Here is a 12,694-nt window from a genome sequence, read left to right as displayed (position 1 = left end):
GTTACTGTAAATTTTACAGTTTTTCAACTTCTGCTCTCATTCCGTCCATCAATTCTTTTCCCAGAAGTTCTTCCAGTTTAGGCCATGATTTTTCACGAACGTATGATGCATAGGCATCAATTTGTTCCGGAGTAAATTCAACAACTTTTACACCATAATCATCAGCCAGTTTTTTCTTATAAGTTTCTTCATTTTCCTGTGCAAGATCGAAGCTCTTCACACTTTGCTCCTGGAATACTGCGATAACAGTTTCGGCATCTTCCGGAGTGAGCTTGGCAAGAGATTTTTCACTGATAACGTAGCTTGTAGCTTCAGCGTGGATATAATTGACATACATGAATTTGATTACCTGGCCTACCCATGCATAGTTAATGTTAGGAGTACCGCCGACCCAACCGTCCACAACTTTTGTCTGAATGGCTGTAGGCACTTCTGCGTAAGGAACTGTAATGGGGTTGAAGCCCAGATCTTCCTGAGCAACTCTGAAGGTAGCCATGGCAGGACTTCTGGTCTTTACTTTTTTATTGGTTCCAGGAGTAAGCATATCGCTGGGCTCGGTTACAAAGGCCATACCGATAAAACCTTCAAGTACGGTACCCAGGAATTTAACTCCATTTGCTTCCGTCAAATCACCGATGACTCCGGATAGATAAGAATCCGGTGCAAACAGAACCTTTGCCTCTTCAAAGTTTTTCGCATAATAAGGAACATAAGCTGCTCCCAATCTGGCATCTAACGCATCCGGAATGGTAATCTGACCAAGATCTATGGTTCCTCTGACAATTTCTTCATATACTGTTTCATAACCGCCTAATTGGCTTGCAGGGAAGTATTCAATCTTGACTCTTCCGTCGGTTCTTTCTTCCACCAATTGACATGCTTCTTCATTCAAACCAGTGGCAATATGCTCCAATGGCGCATCGGAAGCCAGTCTCAAAACGATTGGTTTTCCGGCATCTGCTGAGCCTTCCTCTTTTCCGCCGCCGCCTCCGCAGGCTGTAAAAGCTGACAGTACTAACGCTAACGATAGTCCTGCAGCAATAATTTTTTTCATTTTCATTCTTTTTCCTCCTTCAAGATCTGTAAATGAACCAAAGAAAATGATTTACTCTTTACGCAATCAGTAAAAACGTCTCTCCTTTCCTTCCATTTTTTACAAAATAATATGAGCACAACTAGTTAATCTAATATTATGATTATTCAGAAAATTACACAAGATACTTAAGCCATACTTTAGGTTATTTTAAACAAATCTTTAGATTCTTATAAGGTTGTCCCTGAAATTTTTTAACTAAATTTATATTTTATTGTCATATTCCTTCTTATATTTTACGATTTTTTCCCGGGTGGGTAGATTGGTTTTAAACGTCATACTTCCGATGACAAAGATGGCCCCGTTAAAGATTAATGCTAAAGCTGCACAATAGGTAACATTCAGTGCTGTCACAAATGCCAGAACAGAAAGAACAAAAATGCCCGAAAGGATTCCCGCTGCCGCAGCTTTTCCATTGGATTTAGACCAGAACAAAGCACCTATGACAGGGACAAAAACCTGAGCAGTCCCCCCCATTGCAACGGTGCCGGTATCGATGATAAGCACAGGATTGTTTAACAGTAATACATAAGCAATCAAAGATATAGCCAGAACAGCCCATTTTCCCACTGCAACGAGCTTCTTTTCGGTACTGTTTCTGCTGATATATCCTTTATGAATATCAATGGTATAGATAGCTGCAACGGCATGGATTTGGGAGTTGGCGGTAGACAGAGCAGATGACGCGATGCCGCAGAAAAGCAGAGTACATAGTACCTCATCACTATATTTCAGAAGCATCACCGGAATGATCTTGTCCAGCTGAGAAACCCCGGGAACCAGCAGGATTCCCGTACTTCCCGCCAGCAAGGTTCCGATGCATTGAATGGCAGCCAGACAGATGAAAACCGGTATGATATCGAAGGTCGTTTTCTTTTCCACCGCATAGCAGCGGATCCACATCTGGGGACCCATCAGCGCCCCGATGGGAACCATAACGAACATACTCAGCCAAAGCAGTGCTCCCTCATTGCCCTTCGGACCCGGCAAAGTCACATTCCCCACATTCAATTTTGTTATGGTTGCAAATACATATTCCATTCCGCCTGCCTTATTCACCATGAAAAATCCGATAAAAAGCATGGAAATAAAAAGACACGCTCCGTAGAATATGTCTGTTAATGCCACCGCGCGCAATCCGCCTGCCCAAAGATAAATAATAATGATCAAATAGAAGATCAATCCGGAAATTCTCCAGGGGATTAAACCGCTTGTGGCCACTTCGATCAAATAAGCACCGCCGGATAGCTGAATCTGTAAATATGGAATTGTGAAAATTACCATTACACAGGTAATGATAATGCTCAGCGGTTTATAGCCAAAAATATCCCGAAAAAAATCCGTCGGCGTCACATAATTATTTACCTTCCCGTAGAACCAGATCCTCTTTCCGATGATCATAAAAAGGAGTCCGAAAAATATGTCCCACGCGATTGCGGTCATATATACAGGTCCCATTTGGTAGAAATAAGCGCTGGCACCTAAAAATGCAAATGCACTCATCCAGGTTGCATAGACGGTAAAAAACACCATATAGGTGGGCATTCTCCTGCTGAGAAGAAAGAAGTCCTCTATCGTCGGCAGCGACTTGTTTCTGGCAAATTCGGCCAGAATCAGGGGGAGAAAAGCAAATATGAAGATAATCAATAATACCGGTGTAGATGCAGCCATATTTTATTCCTTTTGTTTCTCTGATTTTCTCTGAGTTTCTCGGAGTTTCACTTATTTTTGCTTTATTATATCATGAGTATAATTTATAATGAAGTTAACTTTTATTTTTATACAAAGGAGGAAAAAGAATTGTATTTGCCAAGTTTGATTATGACATTCATCATACTGACGCTTTTAATGTCCTTTGTATATTTTTATATGTTTGCCCGAAGCCAGGAACGATACGTCCGTTTCTGGGGTTTATGCTGGGTCGCCTACTCCTTCAGCCTGCTTTTTTTAATTCTTTACCTGAATATGAATGCTATCCAGCTTATGGAATTCCGCAAGATATTCGATATGGCAAACATTCTGTTTCTGCTCTTCGGTGCTTACGCCTTCATGCATACGCAGATCCCTACTTATTGGCATCGTTTTACTCTGTACTTGGCAATGTGGCTTATTTTAGGCATTTATTACCGCTTTGACCTGCTCTCCATTTATCTTCCCATCTCCCTGTATCAAATTATTATTACGGCAATGCTCTGCCATATTGTGTACCGCTATTGGAAAGTCCCCCAATTTGAAAAAGGACTTTCCATTGCTGTGTTTATTCTGTGGGGAGCCGGAAAAGCAGTCATGTCTTTATTTGAAGTGCATTATTATAATTTATCGTCTCTGTATCTGATGGAGATCATTTTCTCCAATATTCTGAACTTCTGTATTTTTATCATTTATCTTCAGAAAACAAGAACTGAAGTTGCTATTGCTGAGCGGTTGTATCGAATCATTGCCGAAAATGCTACCGATGTAATTTTTTATTATACGCTGAAGCCGCAGCCGGCTTTTACCTATATTTCGCCTTCCATAGAATCGCTTACCGGCTATACTTCGGACGACTTCTACAACAATCCGAGATTTTATTTTGAACTGGTACCGTCTGAATTCTTTGACGACATCAAATCCATATTTCAGGGCACTTCCCATTATGGTCATGACACCACCTTCCTTCTCCTGCATAAAAACGGAAGCACTCTTTGGGGCGAATTCAACAGTACCGTGCTCTACGAGGATCAGGAGCCCATGGCTGTGGAAGGAATCATCCGAGATGTTACCAGAATGAAAAATGCGGAAAACCAATTGCGTTCCTCCAAGCATTCCAGGGACTTGCTCCTGTCCTACATCTCCCATGAGTTGAAAACTCCTATCACTTCCATTCTTGGTTATGTAAATGCACTGAATGACGGTACGCTGCATCAGGAGGATGAGAAAAAAGCAGCCATGGAGATCATATCGTCCAAAGCATTAACCCTGGAGCATCTGATCAATGATCTTTTCCAGCTATCAAAGCTGGAAAACAACCAGTTTTCTTTTACCTTCATGCATTTTTCTGCATTGGAATTATCCAGACAGCTGGTTCACCAGCATCTTCTGGATATTAAAACAGCCGGTATCAAACCGGTTATTGAAATCGATTCCGCATCCTTGACCGATATCAATGTGATAGTGGATCCGAAACGAATTGATCAGGTATTCTCAAATATTATATTTAACGCCATAAAATATACGAAGCCGGGGGATAAAATTAAGATCAAATTCTGCACAGATCGAATAGCAAAGAAGTATGTGGTAAGTATATCGGATACGGGGAAAGGGATCTCTCAGGAAGATCTGCCCAATATTTTTGATCGATTTTATAAATCCCATACCCCTGTCTATAACGGCAGAGAAAGCGGCAGCGGCCTGGGGTTGACCATATCCAGAGAAATTGTAACGTCCCACGGCGGCGAGATTTCAGCAAAGAGTACTTTAGGAAAAGGAAGCACGTTTACTTTTTCCATTCCGATTTATGAAGAGTAAAAATTATCGTTTACAGAAAGGATGAAACGCCAGAATGGTTAAGAAAGTTCTGATAGTTGATGATGAAAAACCAATCAATGATCTGATTCGCTCCTATCTTGTCAAGGAAGGATTTACACCCCTTTCCGCTTATACCGGCGAAGAAGCATTGGAGTTGGTGAAAAAAGAAAAACCCGATTTTATTATACTGGATATCATGCTTCCGGATATGGAAGGAATCGATTTGTGCCTGGAAATCAGAAAGACAAATAACTCCCCAATTTTATTTCTCAGCTGCAAATCGGAAGAAATCGATAAGATCGTCGCATTGTCCGTAGGTGGTGACGATTATATGACAAAGCCATTTCTTCCCGGTGAGCTGATCGCCAGAATCAAAGCTCATTTACGAAGGCAGAAGTCCGTCTCACAAAATGAGCAAACGATTGATGAGGACCGCTACGAATTGGAAGGCCTCATTGTAAACATGCAGACACATGAAGTGATCGCGGATGGGCAGCCTGTGAACCTCACCGCAAAAGAATTCGACATTCTTCAGTTATTAATGAAAAATCCAAAGAGAATCTTCAGCGCGGATCAAATTTTTGAATTAACGTGGAAAACCAACCATCTGGAAGGTGATTCCAGAACGGTCATGGTATACATCAGCACGCTGCGAAAAAAATTGGAAATTAATCCGAACAATCCGAAATATATCATCAATATCCGTGGTGTGGGATATAAATTCAACCATCAGCTGCTGGAAAGCTAGCTTTTGTTATGGAAGCGTCCCCAATTATTTTTATAAGCATAAAAAATAACCACACAAAGATATAACCACCAAAAAAGGATATAAGCGTAGAGAAACGGGATACCGAACAGAAAGGGATACGCCTTATCCCCTACAAACAGGATTCCCGGGAATTCCATCGCCGCAAATCCAATTACAATCAAAATCCAAATGAGCTTCGATTTCCGTGACATTTTCCTTTTTGACATTTTAGAAACGTCCTTTCTTGTGATAACACTTGCGATACCATCAGAAAAAGGCTTAAAGCCCTACAACTTTAAACCTCTCCGATATAACTTAAAATATTATTTGCAAAAGCTGAGGCACGATCCTGAATTCCATCCACATGGTAAATGCTTCCGGCATTATTAGCAGTTTCCAGCATAGAAAACCTGCCGGGAAGAATAAAAGTTTTATTCATGTTCAAGCCGCTGATCAGCTGCTGCGCAACGATATCGCTTCCGCTGTAGCCTGAAACAATAATGCTGAAAAGGTACTTGTCATAAAACTTTGTCATTCGCAGCAGTGCCGTCAACCGGTTTATAAAAGCTGACAAATTGGCACTGATGGCATCATTGTAATTCGGACAGAGCATAACCAGTGCATCACAATCCATAATAGCCGGGTAGACCTGCTCCACGATAACGCCTCCGTAAACACAGTTCCCGGTTGTTCCGAAGTGCTTGCAGGTCTTATAGGGACAGCCGATACAGTCAACAACGGCTCCGTTACGAAGAGATACTTCCGTCACCTCACAGTCCCCCAAATGGTCATGTACCATATGCCAAAGATTGATGGTGTTGGATTTCTGATAATTACTGGCATGGAGCACCAGTATTTTGGGCTTTTTATGTCTTGGAGGATTAAAATTCATAATGCTGTCCACCAAAGCATGCCCCGAATGCATATAAGCCTGGAGATTGTCCGTATCCAATTTTCTTGCAACAACATTAAAATTATTTAAGGAACGAGTCCCTTCAACCAGCGGCTTTCCCGGAAAGGTACAGCCTGCAAGGTTTGCACTGAAAGCCAGCTCTCTTGCAATAGATTTTGTGTACAGCTCGCTGTTGCCGTCCACAATAAATCCGCCTACGGAGCCTTCGAAGCAGCTTCTGTCCAGCCGGATCTTCTTTAAAATTCCATAGAGCTCCAGATTGATACCCGACTCTCCAAGGGATATTGCGAACAGCAGTTTTTTATTTTTCAGCTCTTCAAATTCCTCGACGGTCGTTATGGTATCATAAGTATAGCCCGCCAGGCTCGATTCAAGAATAGCCGACAGACGTTTTGTCTTGCTCTTTTCTCTGCAATGGGGCCTTATGAGTATGATATCAGCCACCTATATTCACCTCCCTATAGGTCATTTGATTTGTTCCAGATTACGATAGGCATGCTCGATTCTTTTGAATAACTTCTCAGGCAGTGGAATCCTTTCGATTTCAACTCCGGTTTCCGTCATCCTATTTTTAGCGCCCAGATAAATCCCTCCAATGGAATTGGAACTGTAATGCCATTCCCCTCTCATGGTGAGCAGCAGCGAGATTGCCCCTGATGATAAAGCCGGTGCAATGTATGGCTTAAATCCAATCTCTCTGGTTTTCATATTTGCGTTAACAGCAAGTGCTGTTAATTCTCTCGATAAGGCATCGTCATAATTTTCGATACTGTTGGCTATAACAAGATCCTGACCATGAGGTCCAAAAGCTCTTCCTTCCTTTAAGAAGGAAGTAAAACGGTCCTCTCTTTTCGCATAATAGGCAGCTCTGCTGTTCATAACACCAAGTCCGTAGCCTTGTATCTGTTCCGCTTTCAGGCCATTCCAGTCGAAAATTCCCTGTTCATTTTTATTGCTTTCCAGAAACGCTTCCCTGCAAAGAGGATCCACCGGGTCGGAAACCACCGCAAATAAGCCTTTGAATTTTTTATTCCTCGCTATTACGGCATATTCCTTTATAATATTCCGATTGGCCTCAAACTGAACCATTCTTACATCGGATACCTCATCCCCCACTGCAGGAACAGACTTGGAGGCGCAGAATATAAAGACGTCGCATTCGAACAGCTGCTCCTTTCCAATGATTTCAATTTCAGGCAGCCGGTCATAATCCCAGGGATATGCGGTTTGATTCATTTCATATTCATAACGTTTCGCAACATTTTGATTTCCGTTATAGACCCCTATGGAAGAAATCGTATCCCCTCCCAGGAGCTTCAGCCCGGTCAGAAGGGTGCCTCCCACATCGCCAAGTCCCAAAAGGTTGACTCTTTTTTTCTTATTGATTTCAAACAAGGGCTCTTTACTTGCTACCTCTGATTTACCCTTTATCAGATCGTCTAAAACATACATTACCGTACCTCTTTCATGGAAAAACAGGCCGCTGATTCAACCTTTTCAAAAAACCTGTTCTTCCTTTTTATTATCTATAGAATTATATTTCTTAATCGTTTCAGCTTCTCGATATCATTAGCCAGGTATATGGAAGGAGGAAGATTTTGATCATAGCTCATGTAAACACCCTTATCCGGACATCTCGGTGATACAATTGCTTCACTCAACCGGTTTAAGGTAAGGTTCCTCTCAAAAATAGATTGATATTCCTCTTCCAGCACCGACAATATGGCTTTGGCATTTTCCAGGCAGGTCATGGAATAATGATAAAACGCTGCTTTCGGAGCATCTGCCAAAAAGTTTGGTGCCGCATATGGCAGTATTAAATTCACAGAAGAGATCAGGCTCGTGTTAACATTTTCTTTCCTTCTTATGCCGTCTCCGCCGATGAACGGATACATGCTGGATTCATCAAACCAAGCCAGCAGATTGGGGATAAAGTACACACATTCCACCTCTCTCCCCTGAATGGTCATAAGGTCTTTGCCCCTTCCCGATAATATGCCCACGATGATTTTATGGACATCCACCTCTTCTTTTTTTAATAAAGGATCCAGTTCTTTCATCCTGTAACCCTTGTGAAGCAGGTCATCTACCAGCAAAACGGGACGGCGGAAGGACTTTATGGTTTTAATCTGATTCTCTAAAGGTGAATAATAGGGAAATTCCCGGATCTGAAACCCATCGATTTCAGGTTCAAAGATCTTTTCGGTGTGCAGTGATTTGGTTACCGTATTGGGAACTGCCATTCCCCTCAGTATTTTACCGAAAGGCACGCACATATATCGTCCAAGGATTCTGATCTTTTGGGGTTCTGCCGGTACCTGATTTTCCGTGGTAATGAGTTCCGCAATCCGATGATGCATCACTTCAGCATCAAAGGAAAGAATTAAATTTCCAGGATACAGTTTGGTCAGGGCCAATTGAAATCTTTCATGAGACTCTTCCACAACCTTTCTGACTCTTTCACACTGATGGAAGGGTTCCTTTATGATGGTTTCGATGTCCTGAAATACGGTAATGGGTGATTTCATATCAACCGCAAAAATCGGATCGAGATCACTGCTTCCCCGGACGCGGAAGAATCCTTGCCTTTTCAGCCGCAGGACTGCCTTTTCATTCAAGGTGCCCAGGCGGTCGTGATAGATCGCATAGGTAAAATCATTCTTCAGACAATAGGCCAAAGTTTCCGCAAGAGTCAGCTGTTCCGGATTCTTGACTGAAGTTTCGGAAGAGATCAGCATACCGGAAAGGACTACCAGATTGCCCGATGCTTTTCTTCTTACATAAGAAGCAATTTCAATATTTCCGAACTCATGGTAAAGCTCTGACATACCGGTCTGATGGAAGGTTGCAATCCCCGCCACCTTATGGTTCTTTCCTGCCTCTCTCAGGATGACTCCACTGGTGTTATCCCTCTGAAGATATTCTCTGATTTGATTTTTGTTCGGTCTATTTTTAAATAAAGTTTCCGATAATTCGTCAATCAATGATTTATCAAATTTTTTAATAATTTCAAAGTAAATTTTATTCCCATCCATGGTGTGTTTATATTGCGGCTCCCGTAAATATAAACTGTTGTCATAAATATAATTTTGAGCCAGAGGATCGATCAAATTCGAAATATCTCTGTTATAATCAATATTCTCCCGGATTCTGGTCGAACTGATGTCCTCCAGATAAACCGGCAGAGAAAGCTCGATAATTTCTCCGGTAATATTTCCATAGGCCTCCGTTTTCTCGTCGTTCCAACGCTCCTCCTGATCGGAATCACCATCCTCTGCAAGGGAAGCGCGTTTAAATACCAGATGGTTAAAATGATGGATCGAGTCTTCCTCCGGTTCAGACAAATAAGAGGAGGCTTCCCTAACCACATCGCTGCCTACAACAATATAAATTTCCCGGTTGGTAAAAATTGATTTTAATAATCGTAAATCTGCGGGATTCGCAATATTTACAGGAATATCATCCGGGAACAGATAAACATCATCTTCCCCGGCCACCGACATGTTGATGATCTTTCTGCGAATCATTCTCGGCTGTGTCTTTTTTGACCAGGAAAATTCATCAAGAGCCAGATAAACCTCAAACCCCAGCTCTTTGATAGCCTTTACGATACCCTTATGGCTTAAAGCAAAGGGATCAAAGGTTCCTGGGAAAAAGGCCACTTTTTCCGGTTCATTCACGCTTATCTCTCCGAAATGGAACGTGTAATCGGCTATGAAACGGTAAATATGGTTCAAGGATGCCGCACGATTATAGAAAGAAAGCTGGGTTACTTTCTGATCTGCAAAAAGAGTCAGCATTTTCTTGTAAATATGTTGAAACACTTCATATTTATCGTGAAGGGTAAGATGCCTGGATCCAAAGATATACTTTCCGATGACTAAAAAGGCTTCCTGACTGATGGCATCGTGGTAATTGGAAAACCCTTTTAATATCATGCCCAAAATTTGCTGTCTGCGCTCCTCATAGATTTGATAGGTTTCCTGAAATCTTTCCCTGTAAACGGGATAATGCTGAATTAAAACCCCCAGGGTATGAAGCGTTACGGAACACACTCTGTCATTATTACTTTCCAAAAGCTTTTTCAAATCATAGATAGACTCATCCAATTCGTTCGGATGCAGATACAGGGCCAGAACGCCCAAGTATTCCGGAATATATTTTGAAAATTCGTATTCTCCGATTTCCAAGCCCTTGGTCAACTCGATCACTACCTCGTTGATCTGATCCAGGGAAAGTCCAGGTGCAATAGAAAGCAGGGCTTTACCGGCACTATGCCTGACCGCTACCGTTGAACTTACTTTGATCAGATTAGAAAGATGGGTAGCCACATGAAGCACTTGCGTGTTCCGGCCTTTGGCAATCTGATCCAAAAGGAGTTCAATATTGACTGATTTGATCACCCAGGGTGTCGCAACCTTTAAATTTTCAAGGAAAATGTCCGAGATAACTTCAGATTCAGAGAAGCGAGATTCTTCTCTTTTTCTTTCCGCCTCATTCCGAAGATTAAGATGCTCCCCGATAGAGTACTTCAAATATGCAATAGCAACGGAGCTGTCATCTCGGATCCTACTCAGAATTGCTTCTGCTGCCGGTATACAACAGGATTTATCATCCAGATTCTCCGAAATATACTGCAGAAATCTCAATACGGCAATTTGCACTTCCGGTGAATCCTTGTCAGCAAGGCGTTGTACGAAGGAAAGAAGCCGTGTAATATCTTCCTGCCCGCATAAGGGCAGCGGCAGAACAAGCATGGAGTCCAGCAGAATAAAGGAAGTGGATTCATCCCTCACCTCATCATCGTAATACGATAACAACTCATTTAAATAATGACAGTTGTCCTCTTTTTTACACCGTTCAAATACAGATCCAACCACCAGCTTCAAGGCATATCCGATCCATCTTTTATGCTGGTCCGTAACCTTATGATCTGGCAGAATAATGGCTTCCAGATATTTTCTCCATAAGTCCAGGCTGGTGACCTCATCCAGCTCCATCGTGACACCCTCAGGAATTTCTTTCCGATATTCCACATCGTAATGAACGATGATATTCCCGATAAGATCCGCAGCCTGCCTTCTGATATCGCCTTCACGGTGCATCAGCAATTCATAGAGAAAATTCAACGTCATTATTTTCTGCTTCTGGGTCATATACGTAAAATATTCTTCAAAAATATTAATGTAAGCTCTGATATTTTTCCAGTTTTTTTCACTTCGGGCAGCTTCCAGAATGTTGGCAAAGGCGGTCTCACTGTTGAGTTTATGCATAAGAGCAATATTATTTTCAATAGCCAGATGTTTTAAAGTCTGCACCACTTCCCGGGCGCGCAGCAAGGATGCTTCCTTTTTGTCCGGTATCTTCATCTGCAAAGAAGTCAAATCCGTATTGATCCCAAGGTTTTCCATGTAGTCCTCAAAGTCCTTGAGTTTGGCATAAACCCGCATATACCGATCTTTTTTTGCTTCATCAACATTATCCAGCTTAGATAGAATTACGTCAAAGGAATCATCCAGGCTAAAGAAGTGCACGACTTCTTTTCCTTCCTTATCTTTTTTGCTTTTGACACGAAAATCGGCATAAATCAATACCAGGGACTCAACAGACAGATTTTCCAGCTCCAAATCCCAGGTAGAATGATTGGTTGCGATGTGACCGATAACCGGCATATTTCTCTTTTTAAAATAGCGGTCCGTATAGAAATAGTGAAGATACGGAATTCTTTTGGCTTCACTGGGCTTACATCCATATTTTCCAATATCATGGCCTACGGCAGCGCCGGATACCAACGCAAGGTCAATGGGTACCTCTGCAAGATGAAGCTGTTTTGCTACATGCATAGATATATAATGGACACCTGAGATGTGAGCCAACGTTTTATGTCTGGTAATCTCAGTGCCGATTCTCATGAATTCATAAAAATAGTCTTCTCTGAAGATCCTCATCAGCCTTTGATATTCCGTACCTACAGCTGCATTTTTCAGTTCTTCTTCCTTTAAAAATTCTATATGAAGAAAGGGACTGAATGAGATATTCCTCTTCTCATAATTCAGGAAGGTGCTGAGCACTTCCAGGTAAAACAGGCGCCCTGGCTCACAGGCAGGAATTATTTTGGTACCGGGATTTTCCGGGAACATCCTGCTTGCAATAGAATGATAAATATAAGTCAGCCAGCCCGTCTTCGGCGGTACGGCAAGCATATTCAAAGTTTTCTCACAGACAAGCAGAACTTCCTTGCAGGAAACGATATCATGCTGAAGCACTTGACTGATATTTTCTTTCCAGTCATCAGCCTGAAGAAATTCAAGCATGGCTTTCTTTGATAATTTCATTGATTTCAAAAATGGTCTGTCTGTGAGACGATCTGTCAGCTCTTTATACAGATTCTGTACAACAACTTTTTTCTGCATGGTCCACCTCGATTACATTA

The 12,694-nt window shown here is 41.9% G+C and carries 8 protein-coding genes; 2 read left to right on the top strand and 6 right to left on the bottom strand.

Features of this window, described 5'->3' with window-relative positions:
• Positions 1 to 13 precede the first annotated feature (13 nt).
• Together dctP and KCX82_RS13645 are read right to left on the bottom strand one after the other, a co-directional pair.
• The gene (dctP, locus tag KCX82_RS13650; RefSeq protein WP_227019036.1) at positions 14 to 1,060 is read right to left on the bottom strand and encodes a TRAP transporter substrate-binding protein DctP; all 1,047 of its coding nucleotides are present in this window, start codon (positions 1,058 to 1,060) and stop codon (positions 14 to 16) included.
• Between the two features lie 237 nt (positions 1,061 to 1,297).
• A complete protein-coding gene (locus KCX82_RS13645) occupies positions 1,298 to 2,764 on the bottom strand; it encodes a sodium:solute symporter family protein (protein ID WP_227019035.1) in 1,467 nt (488 codons plus the stop codon).
• A gap of 129 nt (positions 2,765 to 2,893) precedes the next feature.
• On the opposite strand from KCX82_RS13645, the gene KCX82_RS13640 reads away from it, so the two are divergent.
• Together KCX82_RS13640 and KCX82_RS13635 are read left to right on the top strand one after the other, a co-directional pair.
• Positions 2,894 to 4,600 carry a sensor histidine kinase gene (locus tag KCX82_RS13640; protein ID WP_227019034.1) on the top strand — a complete coding sequence of 569 codons (1,707 nt, stop codon included), beginning with the start codon at positions 2,894 to 2,896 and terminating at the stop codon, positions 4,598 to 4,600.
• 34 nt (positions 4,601 to 4,634) lie between these two features.
• The gene (locus KCX82_RS13635) at positions 4,635 to 5,348 is read left to right on the top strand and encodes a response regulator transcription factor (protein WP_227019033.1); all 714 of its coding nucleotides are present in this window, start codon (positions 4,635 to 4,637) and stop codon (positions 5,346 to 5,348) included.
• Here the strand turns inward: KCX82_RS13635 and KCX82_RS13630 are convergent.
• The 4 genes from KCX82_RS13630 to KCX82_RS13615 all read right to left on the bottom strand — a co-directional run bounded on the left by KCX82_RS13630 (position 5,345) and on the right by KCX82_RS13615 (position 12,674).
• Positions 5,345 to 5,575: a hypothetical protein gene (locus tag KCX82_RS13630; RefSeq protein ID WP_227019032.1), complete on the bottom strand. Its 231-nt coding sequence runs from the start codon at positions 5,573 to 5,575 to the stop codon at positions 5,345 to 5,347. The two genes, KCX82_RS13635 and KCX82_RS13630, sit on opposite strands and share 4 nt — an antisense overlap.
• 68 nt (positions 5,576 to 5,643) lie before the next feature.
• Positions 5,644 to 6,705: a flavodoxin family protein gene (locus KCX82_RS13625; protein WP_227019031.1), complete on the bottom strand. Its 1,062-nt coding sequence runs from the start codon at positions 6,703 to 6,705 to the stop codon at positions 5,644 to 5,646.
• 21 nt (positions 6,706 to 6,726) lie between these two features.
• Positions 6,727 to 7,713 carry a lactate dehydrogenase gene (locus KCX82_RS13620; RefSeq protein WP_227019030.1) on the bottom strand — a complete coding sequence of 329 codons (987 nt, stop codon included), beginning with the start codon at positions 7,711 to 7,713 and terminating at the stop codon, positions 6,727 to 6,729.
• 74 nt (positions 7,714 to 7,787) lie between these two features.
• Positions 7,788 to 12,674, bottom strand: a complete 4,887-nt coding sequence (locus KCX82_RS13615; protein ID WP_227019029.1) for a hypothetical protein — start codon at positions 12,672 to 12,674, stop codon at positions 7,788 to 7,790.
• Positions 12,675 to 12,694 lie beyond the last annotated feature (20 nt).

The sequence above is a fragment of the Sinanaerobacter chloroacetimidivorans genome (assembly GCF_018128545.1).
Taxonomy (GTDB): Bacteria; Bacillota; Clostridia; order Peptostreptococcales; family Anaerovoracaceae; genus Sinanaerobacter; species Sinanaerobacter chloroacetimidivorans.
Note: the sequence above shows the minus strand (reverse complement) of the source record. Positions and strands in the feature narration are given on the sequence as shown.